At 72.0% G+C, this 26,583-nt stretch carries 25 protein-coding genes; 13 read left to right on the top strand and 12 right to left on the bottom strand.

The features are described 5' to 3' along the window. The first annotated feature begins 30 nt into the window (after window positions 1-30). From KIK05_RS41365 to KIK05_RS41340, 6 genes are all read left to right on the top strand, one after another. Window positions 31-1,707, top strand: coding sequence for a PucR family transcriptional regulator (locus KIK05_RS41365; RefSeq protein ID WP_214416369.1), 1,677 nt, complete (start codon window positions 31-33; stop codon window positions 1,705-1,707). A 196-nt stretch (window positions 1,708-1,903) separates the two neighbouring features. After that, a complete protein-coding gene (locus KIK05_RS41360) occupies window positions 1,904-3,193 on the top strand; it encodes a helix-turn-helix domain-containing protein (RefSeq protein ID WP_214416368.1) in 1,290 nt (429 codons plus the stop codon). An 85-nt stretch (window positions 3,194-3,278) separates the two neighbouring features. Beyond that, window positions 3,279-3,869 carry a copper resistance CopC family protein gene (locus KIK05_RS41355; RefSeq protein WP_214416367.1) on the top strand — a complete coding sequence of 197 codons (591 nt, stop codon included), beginning with the start codon at window positions 3,279-3,281 and terminating at the stop codon, window positions 3,867-3,869. Then, window positions 3,866-5,851 carry a bifunctional copper resistance protein CopD/cytochrome c oxidase assembly protein gene (locus KIK05_RS41350; protein WP_308250344.1) on the top strand — a complete coding sequence of 662 codons (1,986 nt, stop codon included), beginning with the start codon at window positions 3,866-3,868 and terminating at the stop codon, window positions 5,849-5,851. The genes KIK05_RS41355 and KIK05_RS41350 overlap by 4 nt, the downstream gene beginning before the upstream one ends. A 126-nt stretch (window positions 5,852-5,977) precedes the next feature. Further along, complete coding sequence (locus KIK05_RS41345) at window positions 5,978-6,355, top strand: sensor histidine kinase (RefSeq protein WP_214416366.1); 378 nt, start codon at window positions 5,978-5,980, stop codon at window positions 6,353-6,355. A 44-nt stretch (window positions 6,356-6,399) separates the two neighbouring features. Further along, window positions 6,400-6,597, top strand: a complete 198-nt coding sequence (locus KIK05_RS41340; RefSeq protein ID WP_214416365.1) for a hypothetical protein — start codon at window positions 6,400-6,402, stop codon at window positions 6,595-6,597. A gap of 23 nt (window positions 6,598-6,620) precedes the next feature. Here the strand turns inward: KIK05_RS41340 and KIK05_RS41335 are convergent, their stop codons facing one another. The 4 genes from KIK05_RS41335 to KIK05_RS41320 all read right to left on the bottom strand — a co-directional run bounded on the left by KIK05_RS41335 (window position 6,621) and on the right by KIK05_RS41320 (window position 11,275). Beyond that, window positions 6,621-9,509, bottom strand: a complete 2,889-nt coding sequence (locus KIK05_RS41335; protein WP_214416364.1) for a type 1 periplasmic-binding domain-containing protein — start codon at window positions 9,507-9,509, stop codon at window positions 6,621-6,623. Between the two features lie 131 nt (window positions 9,510-9,640). After that, window positions 9,641-10,147, bottom strand: coding sequence for a GNAT family N-acetyltransferase (locus tag KIK05_RS41330; RefSeq protein ID WP_214416363.1), 507 nt, complete (start codon window positions 10,145-10,147; stop codon window positions 9,641-9,643). A 106-nt stretch (window positions 10,148-10,253) separates the two neighbouring features. Further along, a complete protein-coding gene (locus tag KIK05_RS41325; protein WP_214416362.1) occupies window positions 10,254-10,466 on the bottom strand; it encodes a DUF397 domain-containing protein in 213 nt (70 codons plus the stop codon). After that, a complete protein-coding gene (locus tag KIK05_RS41320) occupies window positions 10,457-11,275 on the bottom strand; it encodes a helix-turn-helix domain-containing protein (RefSeq protein WP_214416361.1) in 819 nt (272 codons plus the stop codon). Before KIK05_RS41320 ends, KIK05_RS41325 begins: the two co-directional genes overlap by 10 nt. A 281-nt stretch (window positions 11,276-11,556) precedes the next feature. On the opposite strand from KIK05_RS41320, the gene KIK05_RS49255 reads away from it, so the two are divergent. After that, the gene (locus tag KIK05_RS49255) at window positions 11,557-12,555 is read left to right on the top strand and encodes a LuxR C-terminal-related transcriptional regulator (RefSeq protein ID WP_308250343.1); all 999 of its coding nucleotides are present in this window, start codon (window positions 11,557-11,559) and stop codon (window positions 12,553-12,555) included. 272 nt (window positions 12,556-12,827) lie between these two features. Further along, window positions 12,828-13,349, top strand: coding sequence for a hypothetical protein (locus KIK05_RS41310; protein WP_214416360.1), 522 nt, complete (start codon window positions 12,828-12,830; stop codon window positions 13,347-13,349). Window positions 13,350-13,476: 127 nt separating this feature from the next. On the opposite strand, the gene KIK05_RS41305 is transcribed toward KIK05_RS41310, so the two are convergent. The 4 genes from KIK05_RS41305 to KIK05_RS41290 form a co-directional block, all read right to left on the bottom strand. After that, window positions 13,477-15,168: a thiamine pyrophosphate-requiring protein gene (locus tag KIK05_RS41305; RefSeq protein ID WP_214416359.1), complete on the bottom strand. Its 1,692-nt coding sequence runs from the start codon at window positions 15,166-15,168 to the stop codon at window positions 13,477-13,479. A gap of 69 nt (window positions 15,169-15,237) precedes the next feature. After that, on the bottom strand, window positions 15,238-15,882 hold the full coding sequence (locus tag KIK05_RS41300) for a response regulator (protein ID WP_214416358.1): 645 nt from the start codon (window positions 15,880-15,882) through the stop codon (window positions 15,238-15,240). Then, window positions 15,873-17,126, bottom strand: coding sequence for a sensor histidine kinase (locus tag KIK05_RS41295; RefSeq protein ID WP_214416357.1), 1,254 nt, complete (start codon window positions 17,124-17,126; stop codon window positions 15,873-15,875). The genes KIK05_RS41300 and KIK05_RS41295 overlap by 10 nt, the downstream gene beginning before the upstream one ends. Next, window positions 17,113-17,751 carry a DedA family protein gene (locus KIK05_RS41290; RefSeq protein WP_214416356.1) on the bottom strand — a complete coding sequence of 213 codons (639 nt, stop codon included), beginning with the start codon at window positions 17,749-17,751 and terminating at the stop codon, window positions 17,113-17,115. Before KIK05_RS41290 ends, KIK05_RS41295 begins: the two co-directional genes overlap by 14 nt. Before the next feature lie 197 nt (window positions 17,752-17,948). Between KIK05_RS41290 and KIK05_RS41285 the strand changes: the two genes are divergently transcribed. Beyond that, complete coding sequence (locus KIK05_RS41285; RefSeq protein WP_250564308.1) at window positions 17,949-19,934, top strand: alpha/beta fold hydrolase; 1,986 nt, start codon at window positions 17,949-17,951, stop codon at window positions 19,932-19,934. Window positions 19,935-19,944: 10 nt separating this feature from the next. Here KIK05_RS41285 and map read toward each other — a convergent pair whose 3' ends face one another. Beyond that, a complete protein-coding gene (map, locus tag KIK05_RS41280) occupies window positions 19,945-20,793 on the bottom strand; it encodes a type I methionyl aminopeptidase (protein WP_214416354.1) in 849 nt (282 codons plus the stop codon). 91 nt (window positions 20,794-20,884) lie between these two features. Between map and KIK05_RS41275 the strand changes: the two genes are divergently transcribed. Further along, entirely contained in the window at window positions 20,885-21,067 is a 183-nt protein-coding gene (locus KIK05_RS41275; RefSeq protein WP_214416353.1) for a hypothetical protein, read from the top strand. Window positions 21,068-21,111: 44 nt separating this feature from the next. Here KIK05_RS41275 and KIK05_RS41270 read toward each other — a convergent pair whose 3' ends face one another. Next, window positions 21,112-21,384 carry a CBU_0592 family membrane protein gene (locus tag KIK05_RS41270; RefSeq protein WP_214416352.1) on the bottom strand — a complete coding sequence of 91 codons (273 nt, stop codon included), beginning with the start codon at window positions 21,382-21,384 and terminating at the stop codon, window positions 21,112-21,114. 300 nt (window positions 21,385-21,684) lie between these two features. Next, window positions 21,685-22,269: a hypothetical protein gene (locus tag KIK05_RS41265; RefSeq protein ID WP_250564298.1), complete on the bottom strand. Its 585-nt coding sequence runs from the start codon at window positions 22,267-22,269 to the stop codon at window positions 21,685-21,687. Between the two features lie 94 nt (window positions 22,270-22,363). On the opposite strand from KIK05_RS41265, the gene npdG reads away from it, so the two are divergent. The 3 genes from npdG (at window position 22,364) to KIK05_RS41250 (ending at window position 25,386) form a co-directional block, all read left to right on the top strand. Next, window positions 22,364-23,035 carry an NADPH-dependent F420 reductase gene (gene npdG, locus KIK05_RS41260; RefSeq protein WP_214416350.1) on the top strand — a complete coding sequence of 224 codons (672 nt, stop codon included), beginning with the start codon at window positions 22,364-22,366 and terminating at the stop codon, window positions 23,033-23,035. 160 nt (window positions 23,036-23,195) lie between these two features. Next, window positions 23,196-24,374, top strand: a complete 1,179-nt coding sequence (locus KIK05_RS41255) for a trans-sulfuration enzyme family protein (protein WP_214416349.1) — start codon at window positions 23,196-23,198, stop codon at window positions 24,372-24,374. Between the two features lie 91 nt (window positions 24,375-24,465). Beyond that, window positions 24,466-25,386: a threonine/serine dehydratase gene (locus KIK05_RS41250; RefSeq protein ID WP_214416348.1), complete on the top strand. Its 921-nt coding sequence runs from the start codon at window positions 24,466-24,468 to the stop codon at window positions 25,384-25,386. A 76-nt stretch (window positions 25,387-25,462) separates the two neighbouring features. Here KIK05_RS41250 and panB read toward each other — a convergent pair whose 3' ends face one another. Continuing rightward, a complete protein-coding gene (gene panB, locus KIK05_RS41245; protein ID WP_372455655.1) occupies window positions 25,463-26,317 on the bottom strand; it encodes a 3-methyl-2-oxobutanoate hydroxymethyltransferase in 855 nt (284 codons plus the stop codon). Window positions 26,318-26,583 lie beyond the last annotated feature (266 nt).

The raw sequence follows: 26,583 nt of genomic DNA, 5'->3' as shown, positions 1-26,583 counted from the left end.
CGTCCAAACGCGCGCGGTTAGCCTGGTCAGGTGCGGATACGTGATCTCATCGCGATGCGCGGGCTCCACCTCACCCTGCTGTCCAGGGACGAGCACCTCGACCGGCCGTTCACCGGCGTGCACATCACCGACCTGCCCGACCCCGGCCGGTACCTGTCCGGCGGGGAGCTGGTGCTGACCGGCCTCATGTGGCGGCGCGACCCCGCCGACTCCCGCCGTTTCGTCGAGGCCCTGGCCGGTGCGGGGGTGGCCGCCCTCGGCGCGGGACGGGCGCTGCTCGGCGACGTGCCGGACGATCTGCTGGAGGCGTGCGGCGAGTTCGACGTGCCGCTGCTCGACGTGCCCACCGAGGTCTCCTTCCGGACGCTCGCCGGGCTGGTGGAGGCCCGGCTCGCCGGGGAGACGACCGCCGACCCGCGGGGCGCCCTCGGCCGGCACCGGCGCATCGTCGCCGCCGTCGCCGAGGGCGCGAGCCTGGACGAGCTGTTCGACCTGACCGCCGCGGAGCTGGGCGTCACCGCGGCGGTCGTCTCGGCCGCGGGTTCGGTGATCGCGGGCCGGCTGGCGGGGGACCTTCCGGCGCGGCTCTCGCGTGAGTACCTCACGGCCACCCGGCTGCCGCACGTGGTGCGCGCCCCCGAGGGGCCCTTCACGATCTTCGGCGTGGACCGGTCGCACCGGGCGTCGGGCTGGGCCCTGGTCTGCGGCGCCGATCTGCTGGAGGACGCCGGCACCGGTTTCGAGCTGGCCGCCTGCGTCGCGCTCGAGCGCAGCCGCGCCGAGGAGGGGCGCAGGGTGGAGCGGCGGCTCGCCGGGCAACTGGTCGCACTGGCCTGCTCGGCCGACGCCGACTCCGCCGAGGTGGCCGCCCGGCTGCGTACCTGCGGGATCGGCGCGGCGCAGCCGTACGCGGTCGTGACGGCGACGGCGGGCCGGCCCGGCGCGACCGACGGGCCGGACCCGGCCGTGCTGGGCGGGCAGGTGATCGAGGAACTGCTGGACCGCCGCGTCGTGGCCGCCGCCGGAGCCGACGCGGCGGTGGCGCTCGTCCCGCTGGACGCGGCCGAGGATCCGGACGACGATCGCCTGCTCGGGGAGCCGGGGAACGAGCCCGAGGGGGAGACGGTAAAGAAGATCGAATCAATTGGGTTCGAACCCGCGACGAGAGCGCGAGTTCGAGGTAATGTGCAGATGCAAGGACGATCGCAATTGCAGCGTACTGTGCAAGCGCTTCTGGACCGTCTGGGGAGGCGGGTGGCGACGCTTCAGGAGGCACTCCCGAGAACGCGCGTGTCAGTCGGCGTCAGCGCCGCGCTGACCGGTCCCGGGGCCCTCCGCGGCGGCGTCGAGGAAGCCGGGCACGCGAGGCGCCTGGCGGAGGCGCGCGGCGGAGGGGTGGTGACCAGCGATGAGATCTACACTCACGCACTCCTGCTGGCCACCGTGCCCAACGACGTGCGCAGATCCTTCGCTGAGCGGATCTTGGGCCCGCTTTACGCCTACGACCGGCGGCACCGGTCGGAGTTGGTCCGCACACTCGGAACGTTCCTCGACTGCGCGGGATCGTGGAACGTCTGCGCCGAACGCATGCACGTGCACGTGAACACCGTGCGGTACCGGATCGGACGCGTGGAGGAGCTGACCGGACGAGACCTGTCCACCATGGCGGACAGGGTTGACCTGTTCCTCGCGCTACGGGCGGGGTGAGAGATGGATCAGCAGCAGTACCAGTTGCCGGTGGTGGTCTCCGTACCGGCTGCGGCCTGCACGGTCGTAACATTGCCCGCGAAGCCGAAGATGGCTGAGAGTGATACAACAAGGGCACATAGTGCGAGGCGGCGGCGACGCATGCTTGACTCCTGTCTGTCGCAGTGTGTCGGGGTTACATCTTCAAGGGGTGCCGGTGAGCGGTCAAGATCTTATAGGGCAGCGAATCAAGACGATCCGCCGCCAGCGGGGCCTCTCGCAGGCACAACTGGCGCACCCCGAACTGTCCGATAGTTATGTATCACTGATCGAGAGCGGGAAGCGAACCCCTACCGCCGCCGTTCTCGAACTCCTGGCCGCCAAGCTCGAGTGCTCCCTCACCTATCTGATCAACGGCGTCACCGCCGAGCAGATGCAGGACCTCGAGCTCGGTCTCGGCTACGCGGGCATGGCGCTCGACAACGGAGAGGTCGCCGAGGCCCGCCGCCGCTACGCCGAGCTCCTCGACGACGGCAGCCTGGCCGGCCTGTCGAACCTGCGGCAGCAGGCGGAGTTCGGTTACGCCCTGGCCAGCGAGGCCTGCGGTGACCTCGACGAGGCGATCAGCGTGCTGTCGCGCCTGCAGCAGTCGTCCGAGACGCTCACCAGCGAGCGCGCGGCCGCCGTCGCCGTCGCCCTGTGCCGCAGCTACCGGGTGCGCGGCGACCTCGTGGCCGCCGTGCGCGTCGGTGAGGAGGCCCTCCTCGGTCCCGGCCGCCCCACCTGGACCGACGAACTCGTGGAGCTGGGCGCCACCCTGCTCGCCGCCTACGTGGAGCGCGGCGACCTGCTGCGCGCCCGCCAGTTCTCCTCCGAGCTGCTGGCGGCGGCCGAGCTGCTCGGCACGCCTCGCGCCACCGTGGCGGCCTGCTGGAACGCCGCGATCATCGCCGAGATCACCGGCCGCGGCGAGGAGGCCCTGTCGCTGGCCGAGCGCGCGCTGGCCGTCCAGTCCGAGACCGGTGAGCCCCGCAACCTCGCCCGCCTGCGCATGGCCTACGCCCTGCTCCTGCTGCGGGTACGGCCGGCCGAGGCCGCCACCTGCCGCGACCTGATGCTGCGCGCCGAGGGCGAGCTGCGCGAGTCGTCCGCCGGCACCGTCGACCTCGCGCACTGCGCGGTCGACCTGGCCAAGGCCGAGATCGCGCTCGGCAACCCCGCCAAGGCCGTCGAATACGCCCGCCGGGGCAAGGACATGCTCGACGACCGCACGCCCGACCTGCGCGCCGAGGCCCACCTCGTGCTCGGCAACGCTCTTCTGCTGTCCGAGGACGGCACGGAGGCGGCCATCGAGCTGGTGACGGTCGAGCGCATGCTCGAGAACTCCCCGCCGTCCCGCAAGGCCGCCGAGGGGTGGCTGACCGCCGCGACCGCCCTCGAGCGGCTCGACGAGGGCGAGTCGAGCATCGCCGCCTACCATCGGGCGCTGGCCTGCGCCGGTCTGTGATCAGCCGTGGCCCCCGGCCGCCGGTGAAGTGGGGGCCACGCTGGGGTAGGGACCGCCCCCATGGCTGAGTAGCCTTGAGGGTGTTATGAGAACCTCCCTGCGCGCCGCGCTCGCGTTCATCATCGCCGCCGTGCTCGGCACGGCGTTCGCCGCCCCGGCACTGGCCCACACCTCTCTCAAGAGCAGCGACCCCGCCAAGGGCGCCACGGTCGAGAGCCTCGATTCCGTCACGCTGACGTTCACCGAGTCCGTGGGCTTCCCGGTCGTGCTGGTGCGCGACGCCGCGGGCAAGGACCACGGCGACGGCAAGGCCAAGGCCGACGGGCCGAAGGTCACGCGGAAGATCGCGGGCACGCTTCCCTCCGGGAAGTACACCATCGCCTGGCGGGTGGTCTCCGACGACGGTCACCCCGTGCAGGGCGAGATCCCCTTCACCGTCAAGGCGGCGGCCGAGAGCGCCCCGGTCGCCTCGGAGATCTCCAGCCCCATGCCGACGCTCAGCGCCTCGCTGGTCGCGACCGATCCGCCCGCCGCGAGCACCGCGCCGGCGTCGCAGAGCCCCGCGGCGCGGCAGGAGCAGTCGTCGGGCGGCATCCCCGTCTGGGTCTGGATCGTCGTCTTCGGCATCGCCGGGATCGGCATAGGCATGGCGATCAGCCTGCGGAAGAAGCCGTGAGCAGAGCCGCCCGCCTCGCCGTCGCGGGCGTCTGCGCGGCCCTCGCCGGGCTGTTCGTCGCGATGATCGTCGGGGGTGCCGCGACTCCCCGCATCATCCCCGGGCTGCCCGACGAGGGCACCCTCACCCGGTGGGCGCTGCCGATCTCCAAACTCGCCATGGACGTCGCGGGCGTCGTCACCGTCGGCCTGCTGCTCCTGGCCACCGCGCTGCTGCCGAGCGACAAGGGCCTGCTCGGCAAGCCGGCGCTCGCCTACACCCGGGCGGCCGCCTGGACGGGCCTGGCGTGGGCGGTCGCGGCGGCCTCCACGCTGGTCTTCAGCCTGTCGGAGACGCTGGGCACGCCCGTCGCCGAGGTGATCGGCGGCAACGAGCTCGCCAGCTACGCCAGCCAGGCCTCCCAGGGCATCGCGCTCACCCTCGTCGTGCTGTTCGGCGCGGCGATCGCGCTCTTCGCCCGCGGCGCCATCACCGCGGGCGCGTCGGCGGGCCTGCTCGTCCTGGCACTGGCGACGCTGATGCCCCCGGCGCTCACCGGCCACTCCTCCTCGGCGCCCAACCACGGCCTCGCCACCACCAGCGTCGCGCTCCACCTGCTGGTGCTGTCGCTGTGGGTGGGCGGGCTGCTGCTGCTCGTGGTGCACGCCCTGCGCGGCGGGCCGAGGCTCGACGTCGCCGCCGCCCGCTTCTCGCGCATGGCGCTGTGGTGCTTCGCCGGGGTCGGCCTTTCCGGGGTGTTCAGCGCGATCTCCCGCCTCACCTCGGTGCAGGAGCTCTTCACCAGCTCCTACGGTCTGATCATCGTGGCCAAGGTCGTCGCGTTCGCCGTGCTCGGCGTGATCGGCTGGTGGCACCGCGAGCGCACCCTGCCCGAGGTGTCCGCCGGCAAGCCGGGCGCGTTCACCAGGCTCGCGGGCGTCGAGGGCCTGATCATGCTGCTGACGGTGGGCCTGGCCGTCGCGCTGTCCCGCACCGCCCCTCCGCCGCTCGACCAGCCGGTCGACCGCGCCTACGAGCTGCTGGGCTACCTCGTCCCGCCGCCCGTCTCGCTCGCCAACCTCGCCACCCTGTGGTGGTTCGACCTGTTCTTCGCGGTGATCGCCGTCCTGCTCGCCGGTCTGTACGCCGCGGGCGTGGTGCGGCTGAGGCGCCGCGGCGACCACTGGCCGGTCGGCCGCACGGTCAGCTGGGGCTTCGGCGTGCTGGTGCTGGTGCTCCTCACGCAGAGCGGCATCGCGCGCTACGCCCCCGTGCTGTTCAGCGTGCACATGGCCGAGCACATGGTCCTGTCGATGATCGTGCCGATCTTCCTCGTGCTCGGCGCCCCGGTGACCCTGGCCCTGCGGGCGCTCAGGCCCGCCGCCCGGCGGGGCGACCGGGGCCCCCGCGAGTGGCTCACGGTGATCCTCCACAGCAGGGTCATGAAGGTCGTCAGCCACCCCGCCGTCGCCACCGCGATCTTCATCACCTCGACGTACGCGCTCTACTTCACGCCGCTGTTCGCCGGCGCCATGGAGGAGCACCTCGGGCACATCGCGATGACCCTCCACTTCCTGCTCAGCGGAAGCCTGTTCTTCTGGGTGATCGTGGGGATCGACCCGGCGCCGGTCAAGCTGCCGTACGTCGGGCGGCTGCTGCTGCTGTTCGTCACCATGCCGTTCCACGCGTTCTTCGGCATCGCGCTGATGTCGATGAGCACGGTGATCGCCAGTGAGTGGTACGACCAGCTCGGCCGCACCTGGGGGGCCTCCTCGCTGTCCGACCAGAGCACCGGCGGCGGGATCGCCTGGGCGTTCGGTGAGATCCCCACGCTGATCGTGATCATCGCGCTGGCCTTCCAGTGGTACCGCGACGAGGACCGCCGGACCAAGCGGGCCGACCGCCGCGCCGACGCCAAGGCCGCCAAGGAGGGCGGCAGCGGCGACGCCGAGCTCGACGCCTACAACGCCTACCTCGCCAAGCTCGACCGCGGCGGGAAGTGACGCCGTCCCCTCCCGGAGGGTGACGGAAAGGGGAAGGTCTGCCAACTCCAGAGCGCGCCGATACCTGCGCAAAGGTAGCGTGGAATAGCGCCCAGGAGGGTTGGGGAGTTGTACGAAGAAGTACGCATGCGCGGGAGGCGGAGCCTGGCGCGGGCGATCGAGGAGTACCTCACGGAGTGGTCGGAGCGCACCGGCGTCGCCGTCGAGGTCTGGGCGATGCCCAAGGAACGCGTGACCGGCCCGGTCGCCGACGCGGTGTACGCGGTGGTGCTGGAGGCCCTCTCCAACGTCGAGCAGCACAGCGGCGCGCACACGGTGTCGGTCGCTCTCACCGTGGGGCCGGGCGGCCTCAGGGTCACGGTCAGCGACAACGGCATAGGGTTCCAGCCCGGACGCACCGGGCGCGGCGTGGACACCATGAAGCGGCGTTTCAGCGAGGTCGGCGGCACGCTGACCGTCAACAGCGTCGTGGGGGAGGGCACGACCGTCAGCGGCCGGATCTGAACCCGACGGCCTGTCGAACGTTCGGCTCCTCGGTCCCGTATCTCGTGACGGCCGACGCGGGCGCCCGCGCCATGCCGTACTCGGAGGGGATCTCGATGGCCCGCACGAAGCCGCACGTCCCGGTTCTCAGCCTCGTGGCCCTGGCGGTCGCGCTGCTCGCCGTGATCACGCCGGCGGGGGCGAAGCCCGGGGGCGAGGCGGAACTCGTGCTCGACATGACCCGCTCGGCCGGCCCGCCGTGAGGGACGCCGCGGCCGCCCGGCCGTCACATCAGGCAGGTGGCGGGCTTGGGCTGCTGGGCGTAGAGCCGCCCGCACTGGCGGACGACCTTCTGCTCGCCGTCGTCGTCGACGGTGACCAGCAGGATCGGGCGGTCGAGCGCGTGCCGGCCGTCCGCGGCGCCGTGCAGCTTCACCAGCCCGCTGTCGCCGCCGAACTCCTTGAGCTTCTCGAGCGCCAGCAGCACTCCTCCACGGTCGACCGTGCCGGGCTCGCCGCCCTGGGACGACGGGCCTCCCTGCCCGGAGTACGCCTCCTGCGCCGCACGCATGAGGGCTTCGGTGGCGTCCTTGGCCTGCACGGCGTACTCCTTGGACGGCCGCAGGACCGGGGGGACGTCCTTGACCCCGAGCGAGGCGGTGAAAGCGTCGAAGTCCTGGTAGAAGCCGGTGGAGTACTGCGCCGGGACGTTCGCCCAGGCCATCTGCGAGGCCAGCGCGACGTACGTCACGCGCACCCGCCGGTTCCGGCCGAGCGCCCTGGCGTTGTCGTTGACGTACTGGGTGATGTCGTCGTTGGCCATCACGGTGAGCGGCTTGCAGGTGGAGGAGCCGAGCGCGTCGACGAGCGCCCCGAACTGCGCGGTGCGCCCGGCGTAGTAGACCAGGTCGGGCTGGGTGGGCAGGGCGCACATGTCGGCGACCCTGGACTCCAGCGAGGCGGCGTTGTCGTACTGGACGACGCCCGCGCCCTTGCCGAACTCCCTGGCGAACCTGACCCCGAGGTCCTTGCCGAACAGATCGCTGATCGTCGTGTCGATGAAGACGGCCACGGTGCGGGCGGGGGCCACCTTGGGGTCGCCGAGGCCGGCGCGCGCCCACGTGGCGGCCGTCCTGGCGAGCCGCTCGTCGGGTGCGGCGAGCGGGAAGAACGACGGGATCACCTCACGGGTGCCGGCGCGCAGGCCGAGATCGTCGTAGCTGGCCGTGGTGCTCAGCACGGGCACGGCACGGCGGGCGAGCAGTTGGACGGCGTCCTGCACGTACTGCCTGCTCTCCCCGAGGCCGACCACGCCGACGACGGTGGGGTCGTCCTCGATCCGCCGGAGCACCTCCCTCGCGACGTCCTGGGCGTAGCGGAAGTCGGCCCCGGCGTTGGCCACCAGGACGCGCATCTGCAGCTTGCTCCCGTCACCCCCGGTCGCGATCAGCCTGCGCTGCTTCATCGCGATGCCGGTCAGCTCGCCGTGGATGTCGGACAGCGCGTCGCCCGCGCCGGCCTGCGAGTGTCCGGAGGTGGTGAGCTTGCCGAAGTAGATCACCGTGGCGTAGGGATGCCCCGAGGCGAGGACCTGGCGGTTCTGGTCGTCGATCAGGTGGAGCACGGGCGCGAGGTGGGGCGCGAAGACGAAGCCGCCCTCGCTGATCCCCACGCACTCACCGCTCTGCGCGCGCCAGATGTCGGGGCCGCAGTGCGTGGTGGCCGTGGCGAGCACGCGGACCAGGGACAGCGAGACCAGCGCGGACACCGCCACCCACGGCAGCAGGGGGTGGGCCAGCAGGGGCCGCCGCCGCCCCACGGCCCGTACGGCGCTGCTCTTGAGGTACGGCGCGTCGTTCTCGTCCATGTCGATGCGCAGCACCCGCTGGGACCCCAGGGCGCGGTCCCTGGCGAGCTCCGCGCGCCACTGCGCCCACAGCTCCTCGGTGAGCTCCGGGCGTCCCGCCATGACCGGCGCCGGGCGGCCGGCGGAGGGCTGGGGCGCCGGCATGAGGGGTCGCCTGCTCGGGCCCGTCACCACCACGAGCAGCGGGTCGGGCAGGCAGGTGGTGGCCCGGACCTCCTCCACGCGCGTGACGAGCTCGTTGCCGCCCTCCAGCAGCAGCACGGGGTAGGAGGTGCGGGCCCAGGCGACCCGCCGCCACACCTTCCACAGCCGCCGTTCGTACCCCTGGCGGAGGTCTTCCAGGAAGGCGTTGACGAGGAGGTGCTCGATGCCCTCGTTGGCCCTGGCGGCCTCCTGCCGCTTGCGCTCCTCCGCCGGGTCGCCGCCGCTCCGGCCGGCCTGGGGCGTGGGGGCCGCCGTGGCGCGGCGCCGGGCCTGGAGGAGGCGGACGGCGAACCCCGCCATGTCGTGGGGCTGGTTGCGGCGCTGCTCGGGCATGAGGTAGGGCTGGCGGCAGAACCAGCGGTACCTGCGCCGCCCGGCCCAGCTGCGCGACAGCAGCAGCACGTGCAGGGACCCGATGACCGGCCCGGCGAGGATGGCGCACACCCCGAACAGGGTGGTGAGCTGGCTGGCCCACCCGGCGCTGAGCAGGGCCGTGCCGGCCGCCCAGGCGGGCAGCGGGCCCTCGGCGTAGGCGCGGACGTTCGCCCAGAAGTTCCTGCGGTCCTGACCGGAGCCCGCCCGGATCTGCCGGCGGCGCTGGCTGATGGCCTTCTTCACGCCGTCGTGGAGCCGGTCGGGCTCGTCCTCCGGCACCTGGAGCTCCAGAAGCCACAGCACCTGCGCGAACAGGGGGAAACGCAGATGGGCCTCGCCGGGCGGGGCGACGGTGGCGAGCTCGCGGGTGGCGTCGCGCAGCTGCTTCATCAGCGGGACGTACGGGGCCGCCGGCTGCTCGGCGGCGAACGGCGAGGCCGTCTCCGGGTCGGGGGAGGGGGTGACGCGGGCGAAGGGGGTGCCGTCGCAGAGGCGTTCGAGCGCCTCCGCGACGGCGACCGTGGCGGCGTACGGCCCGGTGACCGACAGGACCGGAACGGGAAGGTCGCCGGTACGCCAGGTGGGGCGGGTGCGCATCTGGTCGAAGACGCGCAGGAACTCGCGTATGCCCTCGTGCCGCCGCCGGTAGCTCTCGTCGGGGTCGCGGGACGGCCCGGCCTCGACTCCGGCGCCGGATGAGCCAGGGGGCGTGGGGCGGGGGTCATCCACGTTTCCAGCCTAAATCGGCTGCCACCGGCGTGCTGGTTTCGTCATTCTTCCCGGGTGACGATCCGATTACGGAAACCGTTTTCGACCGATATGTGGCGCACGCCGATATAGAAAACGGCGCGCAGGGCGGATCAGAGGTCGCGGCGCATGCACACCCGGGGCCACCGGTCGAGGCCGAGGGTGCCCTCGCGCCGGCGCAGGGCGCGCAGCCCCGGCGTCAGCTCGGCGTCGTCCAGGGACCAGAACCCGCAGCGCTCGTAGTACGGGGCGTTCCACGGCACCCGCGTGAAGGTGATCAGGGTCAGCGCCGGAAGGCCTTCGGCCTTGGCGTGGGCGGCCGCGTGCTCGATGAGCGACCTGCCGATGCCGCGGCGCGCGGAGGACGGGTGCACGGAGACCTGCTCCAGGTGGAGGTTGCCGTCGACGACGTCGGCGATGAGGTAGGCCACGGGGCGGTCGTCGGCGTCGGCCTTCACCCAGGCCCGCCCGGCGCGCTGGTAGCCCGACAGGGCCTCCACCGAGAGGGGCTCGTCGTCGGCTATCGCCTGCATACCGATGTCACGGAAGGGCCGCCCTGCGGCTCGCTCGATGTCCTGCAGAACGGGGAGTTCGGCGACGCCCGCCAATCGGATGCTCATCGGCACATTGTCGCTGGCGCGGGGCGTGGTGACCAGTGGTTATCCGCCTGCCCGGTGCGCTGCGGCACCCCGGTTGGGAGCGTTCACACGAAAGGGGAAAGCGCGGCTATGCGAACCGGCTGGAATGTGATCTGCCCTGTTTAAGGCTCTTGAGGAAAATGACCCATTCGTCGGGAAGGAGGAGGAGGGGGCGTGTGTGGGGTTTCTTGGAGTCGCGCAAGGCGATCAGGCCCGGCAGGTTGCTCGCGACCTCGACACAGTGGCCGCCGGTGTCCCCGCTGAAGCTTGATTTGCGCCATTGCGCGTTGTTTAAGTCCATTTGTCTGCCGATTCCTTGATTACTTTCAGCGACAGTGACTGGGGGTAGGCCTCAGTCCTGATGGCGTCATAGCGGGCGGTGAGCGCTGCGATGGCGTTTCGGTCGCTCATCGTACGTCCCTCGGGTATGGAATCCACATATACCGCACTCGGGTTGCCGCGTAGCTCAGCTATAACGAAGGCCGAGAGTAATCCGGGAACGACCTCGGCATCGAAGGGAACGATCTGAATCGTGACTTTCGGGTGCTGGGCGATCTCCAATAGGTACTCCAGTTGCCGGCGCATCACCTCGCGCCCGCCGATCATTCTGCGGAGAACTCCTTCGTCGATCAGGCTCAGCACCATCGGCGGGTTTTCCAGTGACAGGAGTTCCTTGCGGCGCATCCGCCCGACGAGGCGCTGCTCCACTTCGTCGGGGGTGATTCCGGGCGCCCGCTCGAAGATTCGCCTGGCGTACGGCTCGATTTGGAATATCCCGGGGATCAGCATCGGGTCCCACATCTGCAGGGCCGTCGCGCGGCGCTCCTCCATCGTCCAGTCGCGGAAGTGGGCGGGGACCGGGGGCGGGGGCGGCCAGCCCTGGAGGTGAAGGGTGGTGAGCCCGCCGTCGAGCCCGAGTGCCTGGTCGCAGCGTTTGGCGAAATCGTCGCTCGGGGTGCGCTTGAGGTTCTCGACGGCGCCGATGAGGCTCCCGGAGAAGCCGATGCGACTGCCGAGTTGCCCCTGTGTCAGCCCGGCCAGAATGCGGTGGCGCTGGAGTTCGTACGCGAACCTCGCGCGAGCCGAGTCCTCGGGGTTGATTTTCGTCATACGCGGCATTTGGGCTCCTCGCCGATTTCCGTTGATCCGCTACGGGGGCGGCCGTTCTACACGACGCCGAATGCTATGTGTAGCTGTGTGGCTACCAACGGTAACGGATGGCCGGTACGGCGGGCAGGCGAAATTCTGGGCGGGCACCGAATGATCTCTTAATGGCAGCAAATCAGGTTGAATAGTGACAAGACGCGCGGGAATCGGTAAGGCTCAAAGCCGTGCCCGGGTTTTCCGGGCACCGAGTCGTTCGGACGTCGAGGTCAGTCATGGGAGGGCGAGTGTCAGTGCCTCGTGCGAACTCCGGGTTCTCGCCGGACGTCGCCGCGGCGTTGAGTCAGGCCGATCGAGGGATCCGTGCCCGGATGGGCAACCATCACGCCCTTTTCGACTACTGGCGCTTCGCCTTGAGCACGATCTGCGCGGTGGACGCGTTCTACGTCGGGTTCTACCGGGAAGGGCGAAAGATCGTCTACCCGTACACCTACGACGACAGCGTCGCCGTGAAGAGATACGTGCCTCCGGAGGTCTGCGCGTACGGCCCCAGGGGGCAGGCCGCGTGGATCCTCAGGCACCGGCGTCCCTACACCTACGCCTGCGACGGCGGCCTGCTCCTGCACCACGGTGTGGCCTTCGGCGACGAGCGGCGGGTCTCGCTGGACGCCATCACGATCCCGATCTTCGAGACCCGCGACGAGGGCGAGCGGGAGGTGATCGGCCTGGCGTCGATCCAGTCCTACCGCCCCGACTCCTACACCGACGAGCACGTCAGGGCGTTCGAGTGGACCGCGCGGTCGGTGGCCACGGTGCTCGCCCGGGAGCGCGAGGACGCCCTCAACCGCGAGGAGCTCGCGGTACCGGCCGGCGGCTCCGAGACCGACCAGCCGACGATCTCCGAGGTCGTGCAGGACGTCTCCGCCGTCCTCGCCGCCCTGCACGCGAAGATCTGCGCGATCGAGGAGGCCCTCCCGGACGGTGGGCCGGAGCTGGTCCGTATGGTCCGGGAGCTGCGGGAGCAGTGCGAGGAGGGACAGACCGCGACGATGGACATCATCGCCCGGCCGTCCGTGCGCGCCGAGAACCTCGTCAACTCGCTGTCGTCGAAGGAACGGGAGATCGCCTTTCTCATCGCGCGCGGGGGGCTGACCAACAAGGAGATCGCCGCCAGGGTGTTCGTGACCGAGTCGACCATCAAGGGGCACGTCTCGCGCATATTGCGGAAACTCGGCGTCGAGCAGCGGTCGGGCATCGCCGCGAAGCTGGAGCATTTCTTCGACTGACCCCGGCCGACGGCGGGGCGGGTGAGGTGTCACTTCATCGGACGGTCACCGACCGTTCACCGAAGTTCACGGAGTGAGCGCGACCAGTACTAAGTACTGACCTCCGCCCGCCGAAAACCCGCCGCCGATGGAGGCGCTACCGGTGATCAGGCCGGATATCGTCCTTATGTCAATAGGGAGGGGTTTGTCGGTGGTCGGCGGCTTTCCGGCCGCGGGCACCGGTGACGGCCGTGTGAAGTCGTGTCCGTACGAGCACGGGCAAGGAGCCGGCTATGGAAGGTGTGACCGTCGCCATCCTCGCGATCGTGCTGTTTTCCGGGGTTTTCGCCACCCGGAGGACCCGCAGGGGGAGGATCGCGGTGGAGTGCGTCACCGCCGATTTCCCGCTCGCTCCGGAAAGGGCGGCGGAGATCGTGGCGGTGGCCGGTCTGACGCTGAGGGAAACAATGGCACGGAAATCCGTGCCGGTGGTGGAAACCGCGGAAGGGCTGAGATGTGAATTCTCCTGCCCCGCCGGGGTCATGGTCTTCGAGATCAGGGGGGTGGAGGGGGCGGCGGGCAGCCGGGTGACCGGCTGGGCGCGGGAGATCGCGGCCATCCCGCTCCCGGACATGATCGGTCTCGGCATCACGCCGGCCGGCGTCGTCGACATGCCGATCAACCCGGCCAAGCTGCTCCGCCGGCGCGACCGGGTCCTGCGGGCCCTGGCCGCCGCCCCCGAGCGGGACGGCGTGCGTGAGGCCGTCCGCGCGGAGGGGAACGTACGGCGGCCCGTGCGCGCGTCCGCCGGATAGCCGCCCGTCACAGACCACGCCCGTTCCCCCGCCAGCTGGGCGGCGGGGGAGCGGGCGTGCCGCCTCTTCCCGGCGGCGCACGCTCGTCCGGGCGCGGGCCGGTCGCCCGCGCGGACCGGCGCCTGAGTCAGTCCCGCGCGATGCGGACGTCCACCACCGCGCAGCGGCCCGACTCCACCGCCGCAAGGCCGCGGCGCAGGGCGGCGAGCAGGTCGGCGCGGCCGGTGACCATCTCGCCGTGCGCGTGGCAGGCGCGGGCCACGGCCGCGAAGTCGGGGGGCGAGCCGAAGCGCGTCCCCTCGGCGTCGCCGCGGGCGGCGGAGAGCCCCTCCGGGAACAGCTCGTAGACGGGGAGCCTGCTGGCGCGGTAACCGTCGTTGTTCAGCACCACCGCCATGATCGGCGCGTTCGCCTCGGCGGCCAGGCACAGCGCCGCCGTCGGCACCCCGAACATGAACGACCCGTCGCCCACCACCGTCACCACCCGCCGTCCCGGCGAGGCCATGCTGACTCCGACGGCCCCGCCGAGCCCCCAGCCCAGGCCGGGGGTGCCCGTGCCGTACAACGTCGCCGGGCGCGTGCGGCGCAGGACCTCGTGGAGCGTCCGGGCGGAGGTCACCGACTCCTCCACGACGAGGTCGTCGTCGCGCAGGACCTCGTTCAGCGCGGCGAGCACCTCGTGCGGGCTCATCGGATCGTCCGGACCCGGGACCGCCGGGGCGGCGGCCCGGGACGCCGGCGGCCGTCCGGCGGGGGGTGTCGTGCGTCCGGTCTCCTCCAGGTGCGCGACGATCTGAGCGAGGGCGGTGGCGCCGTCCGCGGTGACGGCCACGTCGGCCGGGAACGTCCGCAGGGGCATGCCGGCCTGGAGCGGGTCCGCGTCGATGTGGACGACCGTGGCGCCGTCCCGGAGGCTGGTGAACTTCGGGATCCACGGCACGTCGGCGTCGACGACCACGATCAGGTCGGCCTCCTCGACCGCCCGCTGCCCGTCGGCCGCCGTCAGCACGTTCATCGGGTGGGACGTCGAGATGTTGAGGCAGCCGGTCTCGGGAAGGTCGATGACCCGGACCCCGGCGATGTCGGCCAGGCGGGTGACGGCGAGGAAGCCCTCCGGACGGCGGCCGACCTTGCCCGTGATCAGCAACGGCCGTTCCGCCTCCACCAGCCGGTCGGCGATCCACCGCACCGTCTCGGGGTCCGCCGCCGGCGGGCGCGGAAGGGCGTACCGGGTCGTGCGGCCGCGCTCGGGCGCGGGCGGGTCCATCAGGACGTCGCGGGAGACCATGAGGTACGCCAGGCCGGGCCGCCCGCCCGCCGCCACCTGCACCGCCCGGCCGACGGCCCGCGCGAGCACGCCGGGCCGCGTGATCTCCATGACCCACTTGGCGTACCCGCGGATGATGCCCGCCTGGTCGGGGACGTCCTGCTGCCACTGGATCGTGTGGGAGCGCCCGCCGGGGGAGTCGCGCTCCTCGGCGTACGGCGTCCTGCCCGCGATCACGATCACCCCGGCGCCGTCGCGCATCACGTTGTGCACCATGGCCCCGAGGTTCTGGGTGCCCACGTCCACGTGGACGAAGACGCACTGCGGGCGGCGGGTCACCTGCCAGTAGCCGTGCGCGGCGGCCAGCGCCACCGACTCGAAGGAGCACAGGACGACCTTCGGCGCGGGCACGCCGGCCTTGGCGAGCGTGGCGATCGCCTCCTGGAGCGGGGCCGAGTCGGTGCCGGGGTTGAGGAAGAGATGCTCGACACCGTGCTCGGCGAGCAGCCACAGCAGGTGCTCGGCGGCGGTCGCCGGCTGGAAGTCGTCCATGCGGGATCTCCCTGGGATGACGAGTGTTCACCGTGCTCCGGCGAGCCTAGAAGAGCACCCTCCACGCTGTCAGGAACCCAGATAGCGGAGGACGGCGAGGACCCGGCGGCTGTAGCCGGTGACGTGGGAGAGGCGCAGTTTGTCGAAGATGGCGTTGACGTGCTTCTCGACGGCGCTCTGCGACACGTGCAGCTGGGCGGCGATCGAGGCGTTGGTGTACCCCTGCGCCATGTGGTCGAGCACGTCGCGCTCGCGCGGCGTCAGGGTGGCGAGCGGGTCGGCGTGGGTGGTGCGGGCGAGCAGCTGGCGCACCACCTCCGGATCGAACGCCGCGCCGCCGGCCCCCACCCTCTCCAGGGCGGAGAGGAAGTCCGACACCTCGGCCACCCGGTCCTTGAGCAGGTACCCGACCCCTTCGACGTCCCCGCTCATCAGCTCCGTGGCGTACCGCTTCTCGACGTACTGCGAGAGCACGAGCACCCGCGTCCCCGGCCATCGGCGGCGGATCTCGATCGCCGCCCGCAGGCCCTCGTCGGTGTGGCCGGGCGGCATGCGCACGTCCGCGACCACGATGTCGGGCCGGTGCTCGGAGACCGCCGCCACCAGGGCGTCGCCGTCCCCGACCGCCGCGGGGACCTCGTGCCCCTCCTCCACCAGCAGCCGGACCAGTCCCTCGCGCAGCAGCGTCGAGTCCTCGGCGATGATCACGCGCATGGCAGCTCCGCGGTGACGACGGTGGGACCTCCGGGCGGGCTGTCGAGGCGGAATCGGCCGTCCAGCGCCGCCACCCGGCGGGCGAGCCCCGACAGGCCGGTCCCCTCCGGATCGGCGCCGCCGCGCCCGTCGTCCTCCACCCGCACGACGATCATTGTGCCGTGCCGGGCGAGGTGGACGGTGACCAGGTGCGCGTCCGCGTGCTTGGCGGCGTTGGTGACCGCCTCGCACACCACGAAGTACGCGGCGGTCTCCACCGTGGGCTCGGGCCGCTCGGCCAGGTCGTAGTGGATCCGCACGGGCAGGGCCGACCGCTCGGCCACCGTGGCGAGGGCCTCCCGCAGGCCGAGGGTGTCGAGCCCCGTCGGGTACACCCGCCAGGCGACCTCCCGCAGGTCGGCGAGGGCGTCGCGCGCCTCCTGGTGGGCCTGCAGGAGCAGGGTGTCCAGGAGTTCCGGCGAGCGGCCCCGGCGGGCCCTGCCGATCAGCATGCCCAGCGCCACCAGCCGCTGCTGGAGCCCGTCGTGCAGGTCGCGTTCGATGCGCCGCCGTTCCTGGTCGACGGCCGCGACGATCCCGGCGCGGCTCTCGGCCAGCTCGGCGATCCTGCGCTCCAGCAGTTCGGTGGGGCTCGGGCCGAGCATGCGCCGGGCCAGTGCCCGCTCCAGGGCCACGACCCCTGCCATTCCGGAGACGACGAGGAACAGCAGCACGAGCCCGGCGACGCCGAGGTACAGCAGGATCGGCGTCGTGGGCGGCATGCCGTCGACGTTCCCGCCGTTCAGCCAGCTCCAGGCGGCCCGGACGGCCGTGGAGAGCCCGAAGGCGAACAGCAGGAGCACCGCGCCGCCGAGGATCCCCACCGGCCAGCGCGCCATGACGTACGACAGCGAGCGCCGCCCGTCGTACCGGGCCTGCGTGCCGGGCACGGGATCCTCTTCGCCGGCCGTCAGGCGCAGGCGCCGCAGCTCCAGCGCGGTCAGCCGCCCGGTCACCGCGAGGATGAGGGACGCCGTGCGGCGCCGCGCGCGCACGCTCGCCAGGCAGGCGAGCACGACCACCGCGGCCACCAGCAGGAACGCGAGCTGCAGCAGCGCCGTCGCCGTCCCGGCCAGCAGCGCGACCGGCACGAGCGCGGCGCGGCCGATCGCTCCGGCGCGGCCGGCCGGTCCGGTGCCCGCCTCCAGCGGGCGGGTCGGCTCGGGACGGGCGATCACCGCGCCGCGGCTCTCACCGGCCGGCATGCCTGCCCTTGCGGCGGTCGGCCAGCCGTACGGCGACGAAGGTGACGACGGCGAGGACGACGGCTCCGAGCACGACCTTGGACAGGATCCCGGCGTAGGTCTCCACCAGCGACCAGTTCTCGCCCAGCTGGTGCCCGGCGAGCACGAACACCGTGTTCCAGATCAGGCTGCCGAGGCCCGTCAGGGCGAGGAAGGAGAGCAGCGGCATGCGCTCGACGCCCGCCGGGACCGAGATGAGACTGCGGAAGATCGGGATCATCCGCCCGAAGAACACCGTCTTGCGGCCATGGCGGGCGAACCAGGCCTCGGTCTTCTCGATGTCGGACACCTTGACGAGCGGCAGCCGGGCGGCGATCGCCAGGGTGCGCTCCCGTCCGAGCAGCGCCCCGACGGCGTACAGGGCGAGCGCGCCGATCACCGACCCGAGCGTGGTCCACAGCAGCGCGTCCAGCAGGCTCATGTCACCCCTGCTCGCGGTGAAACCGGCCAGCGGAAGGATCACCTCGCTCGGCAGCGGGGGGAAGAGGTTCTCCAGCGCGATGGCGAGGCCCGCGCCGGGGGCTCCGAGCTGTTCCATGAGGCCGATCGCCCATCCGGCGACTCCATCGACGGTCGTGGTTTCCATGCTGATAACGCTATTGATCAGATGATATGTCGGGCATGAGGATCACCGTCCGGTTTCCGGGGGTACGCCGCAGCCGTTCGATTGCGGAAAACCACAGCCTTGATCACCGATCAGTCTCGGTTCCGCCCGGCCGTGCGATCGGCGGTTACTCTCGGGGAGGCGAGCCGGAACCGTCGTCGGAGGGAGCCGATCAGGTGATGTCCTCCTGCGGCCACGAGGCCGTGCGTCGTACAGCAGGGCGCACCGGTCGCCCGCGACCTTTCTGGGCGCTCGTCCCCATCCTGGCCCTGCTCCTGGTCGTTCCGTTGCCGCTCACGAGCGGCCGGGCGGCGGCGGCCGGGCCCGGTGCCCTCGTGCTGACCGCCGGCGCCTCCACGCCGGCCACCGCGGCGGGGGCGGCCTCCACCGGCGTCCGCGCGGAATCCGTGCCGAGGCTGGAGGACCATCCGTGCCCGGTCCCGGTGCCCGGCGGCACCCGCTGCGGCTTCCTGGTGGTGCCCGAACGCAGGAACGTCCCCGGGAGCCGGCAGATCCGCGTCGGCTTCGCCGTCCACCGCTCCACGGACGCCGACCGTCGACCGGACCCCGTCGTGTACACCAGCGGCGGCCCCGCCTCCTCCTCCATCCAGCTCGTCGGCTACCTCGCCGACATGGCGTTCGCCCGCGACCGGGACGTCGTCGTGCTGGAGCAGCGCGGCAGCCGCTGGTCGCAGCCGCGCCTCGACTGCCCGGAGATCGCCCGCGCGCTCGTCGACACCCTCACCCTTCCCGGCCAGACCGCCGACCCCGGCGAGCGGGCCCGCATGGCGCAGGGCGCCACCGCCTGCCGCGACCGGCTCACGCGGCAGGGCGTCGACCTGCGCGGGTACGTGACGGCCGAGATCGCGGCCGACGTCGCCGACCTGCGGCGGGCGCTCGGGTACGACCAGTGGAACCTGTTCGGGGTGAGCTACTCGACCAGGACGATGCTGACCGCCGCGGCGGCCGACCCGCGCGGCACCCGTTCGGTCGTCCTCGACTCGTTCTGGACCTTCCAGGACCGCTGGTACGACGGCGCCGTGGCCAAGCTGCAGGACACCCTGGCCCGGCTCGGCGGGACCTGGAAGGGCCTGCCCGACCGGTTCGCCGCGATGGTCGATCGCCTCAACCGGCGGCCGGCCCGGCTCCGCACCGCCGACCCGCTCACCGGCCGCCCGCTGACGGTGGTCCTCACCGGCGACGACGTGGCGACCGTCCTGACCGAGGCCATGCACGAGGTGGACGTCCTGCCGATCGTGCCGGCGCTGGTCGACGGCGTGGCCGCGGGAAGGTACGACCTGCTGCAGGCGCTGGCCGACCAGGCCGGGAGCGCGCTGCTGTCCCACGAGTTCGGCCTGTACTACGCCGTGATGTGCCAGGACGAGGCCCCCGCCAACTCCTTCGCCGCCGGCCGCGGCCATCCCAGGCTGTTCACCGTGACCGGCGACCAGGCGGTGTGCGACGCCTGGGGGCTGCCGCCGCGCGAGCGGCCGGCGGACCCGCCGAGCACGACCGCGCCCGTGCTCGTCCTCGGCGGGCAGTACGACCCGGCGACCCCGCCGTCGGCCGCCAGGGCCGCCGCCGAGGCGCTGCCCCGCGCCCGGTTCGTGGAGTTCGCCGGGGTCGGGCACGCGGTCTTCCTCTCGAGCCGGTGCGGCCGTCAGACGATCTCCGCCTTCGTCGCCGATCCCGGGGCCGCCGCGCCGTGCGATCCACGCCAGGCCGCCTACGAGATCGCCGGGCCGGGGGAGTTGCACCTCACCTCGGCCGTCTACCGGGTGAGCACGGGCGCCTGGTGGCTGCTCGTGCCGTTCGCCCTGTTCTTCCTGGTGGCGGCCGTTCAGCTGGCGGCCGGGACGACGGCGCTGGTGCGGCGCCCCGGCAGCAGGACGGTCTCCTCGGCGGTCGCCCTGACCACCGTGGCGGGGGTCACCGGAGTGGTCTTCACCCTGCTCGCCGTGGCGGTGGTGTACGGCGTGGCGACGTCGAACCCGACCGTGCTCGCGGTCGGGGTGCCGTCGTCGCTGACGTGGTACGGCACGCTGGCCGTGCTCTCGGCGTTGCTCGACGTGGTGCTGCTCGTCCGCGGCCCTTCGCGCCCGCGCGCCGCCGTCGCCGCGCTGGTGGCCGTGGCCTTCGTGGTGTGGTGGTTCGCGTTCTTCTAGCCCCGGAGGGTCAGGGGAGGGTGAGGATCTCGTTGCCGCTCTCGGTGACCACGATCGTGTGCTCGAACTGGGCGGTGCGCTTGCGGTCCTTGGTCACGGCCGTCCAGCCGTCGGCCCACACGTCGTACTCGATGGTGCCGAGGGTCAGCATGGGCTCGATCGTGAACGTCATGCCGGGCACCAGCGTCACCGTCAGGGACGGGTCGTCGTAGTGCGGCACGATCAGGCCGGAGTGGAACGAGGTGGAGATGCCGTGCCCGGTGAAGTCGCGCACGACGCCGTATCCGAACCGCTTGGCGTAGGCCGAGATGACGCGGCCGACGATGTTCAGCTGGCGACCCGGCGCCACGGCCTTGATCGCGCGCATCATCGCCTCACGGGTGCGCTCCACCAGCAGCCGGGACTCCTCGTCGACCTCGCCCACCAGGAAGGTGGCGTCGGTGTCGCCGTGCACGCCGCCGATGTAGGCGGTGATGTCGACGTTGACGATGTCGCCCTCGTTGAGCACGGTGTCGTCGGGGATCCCGTGGCAGATCACCTCGTTGATCGAGGTGCACAGCGACTTGGGGTAGCCCCGGTAGCCGAGCGTCGAGGGGTAGGCGCCGTGGTCGCAGAGGAACTCGTGGCCGATGCGGTCGAGCTCGTCGGTGGTGACGCCGGGCGCGACGTGGCGGCCGACCTCCTCCAGGGCCTGGGCGGCGATGCGCCCCGCGACGCGCATGCGCTCGATGGTCTCCGGCGTCTGGACGTCGGTCTCTCCCCTGCGGGGCTCCTTGCGGCCGACGTACTCCGGACGTGCGATGTGGGCGGGGACCTTGCGGGTGGGAGAGAGCCGTCCCGGCCGGAGCAGTGTCGTCATGCGGCAAGTCTAGTTCCGCCCCCAAGAGGGCAGGATCTGCCTGACGACGAGCGCGGCGGTGTGTCCGGCGCGGTTCTCATTGGAGGGGCTTATGAGTGAAGGCCAGTGGTGGTTCTGCCTGAAGCACATGGCGGTCGAGCCCGAGAGGGGCTGCCCGAACAAGGACCGTCTCGGCCCCTATCCCACTCAGGAGGAGGCGGCGGCGGCGCTGCAGACCGCCGCCGCGCGCAACAAGGCCTGGCAGGAGCAGGACAAGGAGTGGGAGGACGACTAGCGCCTCCCCGGTCGGGTGCGCCCGGCGCCGCGGCGGCCGGGCGGTCAGCCGCGTGAGCCGTACCGCCGTCTCCAGGGCCGGGCGGTGAAGACGCGCCAGAGGGCGAACGTCCCGATGGCGCTCCAGATGAGGTTGAGGACGGCGGACGGCCACGCGAAGTGGTAGGCGGAGTTGACCATGAGGGCGATCGCGCCGAGGAGGTTCGCGAGCTGGTAGGACAGGCTGTCACCGGAGATCTTCGACATGGACAGCAGGGCGTAGGCGAACAGCAACGCCGCGGCGCCGAGCATGCCGCAGACGTCAACGAGAACGGACACGGACCCGGGCCTCACCGGGACGGACCCGCCGTCCCGACGTGCCGGAAGCGGCGTGCTTCCGGCGGATCGCGCTGAGCTGCAACTGACCCTCCTGCCTTCCTGGGGATCGGAGCCACGCTCCACGCTACGCGTGCCGTCAGGCGTGCCTTCCGGAGTGCGAGGACGGAGGTTCAACCCGGGTGGGCAGGCTTCGAATTCAAGGGAAAGCGCCTCATATCGGGATGCAGGTTTTGTGCACCACGCGGGGGTTTTCGGTCAGGTTCGCGCATCCCGGCGGTCAGGGCCGGCGTCTCTGGGACGTCAGTCGGAGACGTGGGGGCCCGTGATGCGCTCGGCGAGGCGGGCCAGGCGGTCGAGCAGCCTGCCGCGCGACCGGGAGGCCTCGCCCGCCGCCATGCTCACCAGGTGCTGGGCGGCGTCGAAGCTGAACAGGTCGTCGTGCGGCGGCACGGCGAGGGCGTCGTGCGCCAGGTCCTCCAGCTCGGGGTCGCCGCCGTCGAGCGCCAGGATCGTCGCCCCCGTGCGCCTGGCGTCGTCGACGCGTTCGAGCAGGGGAGCGGGGGCCTTCTGCTCGGCCACGACGAACAGAGTCTCGCCGCGCCGGGCCGCCTGGATGCGGTCGACGCCCACCGACAGGTGCGGAGGGGCGCCGGGCGGGGGCGACCAGCGCACCAGGGTGGGGGAGAGCTGCGCGAGCCCCGACATCCGGGCCTCGTCGCCCAGGTGGGCGGCGAGGTGCCACGGCTCGTCGTCGGGTGTGCCGACCACGAGCAGCCCGCCCGGCGTACGGGTCGAGCGGAGGGACAGCCCGAGCTCGCGGGTGCGCTCCACCCACCCGGTCGTGGAGAGAACCTCGCGCAGGAAGGCCACCGACGCAGCGTCCATGGCCACCATGGTGCATCACGGCCCCCGCTCCCGTCCCGGGAAGAAACACCTGGCATGATCTGGAGAATTATCGGGCGAGCAAAAGGAAATGATCATGACTGAGGAGCTTCAGGACGTGAAGAGCCTTTCGATCGGCATCCTCGGCGGCACCGGTGACCAGGGCAAAGGTCTCGCACGCCGGTTCGCTCTGGCGGGCCACACCGTGCTGATCGGCTCGCGCAGCGCCTCTCGCGCGCAGGAGGCGGCCGACGGTCTCGGGGCCGAGTTGGGCGTGCGCGGCGGCGAGAACGCCACCGTGGCGGCGGAGGCCGACATCGTGATCGTCGCGGTGCCGTACGACGGGCACAAGTCCCTGCTGGAGTCGCTGCGCTCCGAGCTGACGGGCAAGATCGTCGTCGACTGCGTGAACCCCCTCGGGTTCGACAAGCAGGGCGCCTTCGCGCTGCCGGTCGAGGAGGGCAGCGCGGCGCAGCAGGCGGCGGCGGTCCTCCCGGACAGCCGGGTCGTCGCGGCCTTCCACCACGTCTCCGCCGTCCTGCTGCTCGACCCCGAGGTCGCCGAGGTGGACCTCGACGTCCTGGTGCTGGGCGACGACCGCGAGGCCACCGACACGGTGCAGGCCCTGGCGTCGCGGATCCCCGGCGTGCGGGGCGTCTACGGCGGCCGGCTGCGCAACGCCCACCAGATCGAGGCGTTCACCGCGAACCTCATCTCGATCAACCGCCGCTACAAGGCTCACGCCGGGATCCGCATCACCGACGTCTGACCTGTGCCGGAGCCGTCGTTTCAGGGCGGATAGGGTGTGGACGTGCCGGTGAGCGCCGGCTCCGGCGCCGAAGGCCCACGCACCGGGCATGGCGGATCTTCCGCGGCACTTGTCGTTTTTTCGGAAGCGGAATGACCCCCGCGACAGCAAGCTGGACGATATGACTTCTCTGCATCCGGACACCCGCGCCGTCCACCTGCCGAAGCCACCCCTGAACGGCAGCGTGCCGATCACGACCCCCATCTACCAGACCTCGGGATTCGCCTTCGACGACCCGGCCGTCTTCGCCGACGGCATGAGCCGGCCCGACGGCGCGTTCGTGTACGGGCGGCACGGCAACCCCACCGTGCGGGTCCTGGAGGAGGCCGTCGCCGGCCTGGAGGGCGGGGTCGCGGCGGTCGCGACGGCATCCGGCATGGGGGCGATCAGCGCCGTGCTGCTCGGCCTCCTCGGGGCCGGCGACCACCTGATCGCGCAGAAGGCCCTGTACGGCGGCACGGCCGCGCTGGTCAACGACCTGACCAGGCGGTTCGGCGTCTCGGTCACCTACGTGCCCGAGGCCGACCCGGACGCGGTGCGCCAGGCGGTCCGCCCGGAGACGAAGATGCTCTACCTGGAGACCATCGCCAACCCGATGACCCAGGTCGCCGACCTGCCCGGCATGTGCGCGGCCGCCAGGGAGGCGGGCGTGGTCACCGTGGTCGACAACACCTTCGCCTCGCCGGTGCTGTGCCGGCCCCTGGAGCACGGGGCCGACATCGTCGTCCACTCCATGACGAAGTTCCTCAGCGGCCACAGCGACCTGCTGGGCGGGATCGCCGTGTTCGCCGACGACGCGATGTACCGCAAGATCTGGTCGTTCGCCGGCGAGCTCGGCGCCACCTTCGACCCGTTCGCCGCCTGGCTGACGCTGCGCGGCCTGCAGACGCTCCCGCTGCGCATGGCGCGGCACTGCGACAACACCCGCGTGCTGGCCACCCGCCTCGCCGAGCATCCCGCCGTGGCCGCCGTCCACTGGCCCGGCCTGCCCGGCCACCCGTCCTACGAGCTGGCAGCCGGGCTGCTGCCCGGCTTCGGGGCGGTCTTCTCGTTCGACCTGGTGGGCGGGCGCGCCGCCGGCGAGAAGTTCATGAGCTCGGTACGGCTCGCGCTGCTCGCCCCGTCCCTCGGCGGCGTCGAGACGCTGATCCTCCACCCGGCGACGACGTCCCACCGGTCGCTGACCGCCGAGGAGCTCGCGCGTTCGGGCATCGGCGAGGGCACCGTCCGCGTGGCGGTCGGCATCGAGCACCCGGACGACCTCTGGGCCGACTTCGAGCAGGCCCTCGCCCAGAGCTAGACCCGTCACCCTCCGCCCCGGCTCCCGGGGTGGAGGGTGCGCGGCCAGGCCGATGAGGGCGACGTACGGGAAATGGGATTAGGGTGACGCGATGCTTCTGACACGAGAGGACGTCCAGCGCGCGGCCGAACGGATCGCCGGGCACGTCCGCCGTACCCCCTTGCTCGACGGCGGGCCGGGGCCGCTGCTCAAGCTCGAGAGCCTGCAGCACTCCGGGTCGTTCAAGGTCCGCGGCGCCTTCAACCGCATCCTGGCGGCCGAGCACCTTCCGGAGGCGGGGATCATCGCGGCCAGCGGCGGCAACCACGGGCTCGCCGTGGCGTACGCCGCGCGGGTGCTCGGCGTACGCGCCGAGATCTTCGTCCCGGTGATCTCCTCACCGGTGAAGGTCGCGGGGCTGCGGGCGCTCGGCGCCCACGTCCACCAGACCGGGGCGATCTTCGCCGAGGCGTACGAGGCGTCGGCGAAGCGGGCCGCCGAGACCGGTGCGCTGGAGATCCACGCCTACGACCAGGCCGAGGTGGTGGCGGGGCAGGGCACCGTCGGACTGGAGATCCTCGACCAGGCGCGCGACGGCGGGGGAGTCGACACGATCCTCGTCGCGGTCGGCGGCGGCGGGCTGATCGGCGGCATCACGGCCGCCGTCGCGGGCGCCGCCCGGGTCGTCGCCGTGGAGCCCGAACGCATCCCCACCCTGCACGAGGCCCTGGCACGGCAGGAGCCGGTACTGGTCGAGGTGAGCGGCGTGGCCGCCGACTCGCTCGGCGCGAGCCGGATCGGGCGCATCGCCTTCGACACGGTCACGGCCGCGGGGGTGAGGTCCGTCCTGGTCACCGACGACGCCATCATCGAGGCCCGCAGGGAGCTGTGGCGCGACCATCGCGTCGCCGCCGAGCACGCGGGCGCCGCGGCGCTCGCGGCGCTCCGCTCCGGCGCCTACGCTCCCGCCCCCGGCGAGCGCGTGGCCGTCGTCGTCTGCGGCGCCAACACCGACCCCGCCACCCTGACCTGACCGGGCCCTTCTTCCGATCGGCGCCGGGGCGTCCCCTTGTCGCCGGTGGATGGGGCGGCGACAAGGGGACCGTGGGTCAGCGGTAGCTGTGCTCCGGGGCGGGGAAGGCGCCGGAGACGACCTCGTCGGCGAAGGCGCGGACCGCGTGGTCCATCTCGCCGGCGAGGTCGAAGTACTTCTTGACGAACTTCGCCGGGTGCGGCGTGAGCCCCATGAGGTCCTGCCAGACCAGCACCTGGGCGTCACATGAGGGGCCGGCGCCGATGCCGATCGTGGGGATCGACAGGGCGTCGGTGACCCGCGCGGCGAGCTCGCTGGGGACGCACTCGAGGACGACGGAGAACGCGCCGGCGTGCTCCAGCGCCTTGGCGTCGGCCATCAGCTCGTCGCCCGACTGCCCGCGCCCCTGCACGCGGTAGCCGCCGAAGACGTTGACCGACTGCGGGGTCAGGCCGAGGTGGCCCATGACGGGGATGCCGGCCGAGACCAGCGTCTCGACCTGCGGGAGCACGCGCCGGCCGCCTTCGAGCTTGACCGCGTGGGCGCCCGCCTCCTTCATGAACCGCGCCGCCGACTCGAGGGCCTGCTGCGGCGACGACTGGTAGGAGCCGAACGGCAGGTCGGCCACCACCATCGCGCGCGACGAGCCGCGCACGACCGCCGCCGTCAGCGGGACGAGGTCGTCGACCGAGACGGGAAGGGTGGAGTCGTAGCCGTAGACGACCATGGCCGCCGAGTCGCCGACGAGCATGACGGGGATTCCCGCCTCGTCGAAGACCTTCGCCGTCATCGCGTCGTAGGCGGTGACCATCGGCCACTTCTCGCCGCGCTCCTTGGCGGCCGAGATGTCGCGGACGGTGACCCTCCGCCCGGCCTTGCCGCCGTAGAGAGTGGTCGGCGAGCCGGAAATGCTTGACGTAGAGGACATCATGGATCCCTCCAGGCCTCGAGGCGCCCTTGTGGCGTCCCCGGACGGTCAGATCATCGCATGCCTGACCGCCATGGCAACACCCGGGCTGCCCCCTCCTCATCCCTTCACTCCTCGGTGGTCACCCCGACTTGTCGCGGATGCCCTGACGTGAGGAAACAGGGGTGTGATCGGCCTTGGGGCCGGCCCCGCCAGGCTACCCGGCCGTACGGCGCAGGGGTGCCCGTGGGGAATATCGAAACGAGACGGTTGCGTATCGAATCAGGAAC

It is taken from the genome of Sphaerisporangium fuscum (assembly GCF_018531465.1).
GTDB classification, from domain to species: Bacteria; Actinomycetota; Actinomycetes; order Streptosporangiales; family Streptosporangiaceae; genus Sphaerisporangium; species Sphaerisporangium fuscum.
This window is presented reverse-complemented; position numbering and strand designations above follow the sequence as displayed.

Bases quoted from the DNA above. Each gene is read 5' to 3' on its own strand.
- KIK05_RS41285 (WP_250564308.1), top strand. From the start codon at position 17,949: ATGTCCTCCTGCGGCCACGAGGCCGTGCGTCGTACAGCAGGGCGCACC.
- KIK05_RS41295 (WP_214416357.1), bottom strand. From the start codon at position 17,126: ATGCCGGCCGGTGAGAGCCGCGGCGCGGTGATCGCCCGTCCCGAGCCG.
- KIK05_RS41330 (WP_214416363.1), bottom strand. From the start codon at position 10,147: ATGAGCATCCGATTGGCGGGCGTCGCCGAACTCCCCGTTCTGCAGGAC.
- KIK05_RS41320 (WP_214416361.1), bottom strand. From the start codon at position 11,275: ATGACGAAAATCAACCCCGAGGACTCGGCTCGCGCGAGGTTCGCGTAC.
- KIK05_RS41265 (WP_250564298.1), bottom strand. From the start codon at position 22,269: ATGGACGCTGCGTCGGTGGCCTTCCTGCGCGAGGTTCTCTCCACGACC.
- KIK05_RS41300 (WP_214416358.1), bottom strand. From the start codon at position 15,882: ATGCGCGTGATCATCGCCGAGGACTCGACGCTGCTGCGCGAGGGACTG.
- npdG (WP_214416350.1), top strand. From the start codon at position 22,364: ATGACTGAGGAGCTTCAGGACGTGAAGAGCCTTTCGATCGGCATCCTC.
- map (WP_214416354.1), bottom strand. From the start codon at position 20,793: ATGACGACACTGCTCCGGCCGGGACGGCTCTCTCCCACCCGCAAGGTC.
- panB (WP_372455655.1), bottom strand. From the start codon at position 26,317: ATGATGTCCTCTACGTCAAGCATTTCCGGCTCGCCGACCACTCTCTAC.
- KIK05_RS41305 (WP_214416359.1), bottom strand. From the start codon at position 15,168: ATGGACGACTTCCAGCCGGCGACCGCCGCCGAGCACCTGCTGTGGCTG.
- KIK05_RS41290 (WP_214416356.1), bottom strand. From the start codon at position 17,751: ATGGAAACCACGACCGTCGATGGAGTCGCCGGATGGGCGATCGGCCTC.
- KIK05_RS41255 (WP_214416349.1), top strand. From the start codon at position 23,196: ATGACTTCTCTGCATCCGGACACCCGCGCCGTCCACCTGCCGAAGCCA.
- KIK05_RS41310 (WP_214416360.1), top strand. From the start codon at position 12,828: ATGGAAGGTGTGACCGTCGCCATCCTCGCGATCGTGCTGTTTTCCGGG.
- KIK05_RS41325 (WP_214416362.1), bottom strand. From the start codon at position 10,466: ATGGACTTAAACAACGCGCAATGGCGCAAATCAAGCTTCAGCGGGGAC.
- KIK05_RS41275 (WP_214416353.1), top strand. From the start codon at position 20,885: ATGAGTGAAGGCCAGTGGTGGTTCTGCCTGAAGCACATGGCGGTCGAG.
- KIK05_RS41250 (WP_214416348.1), top strand. From the start codon at position 24,466: ATGCTTCTGACACGAGAGGACGTCCAGCGCGCGGCCGAACGGATCGCC.
- KIK05_RS41355 (WP_214416367.1), top strand. From the start codon at position 3,279: ATGAGAACCTCCCTGCGCGCCGCGCTCGCGTTCATCATCGCCGCCGTG.
- KIK05_RS41345 (WP_214416366.1), top strand. From the start codon at position 5,978: ATGCGCGGGAGGCGGAGCCTGGCGCGGGCGATCGAGGAGTACCTCACG.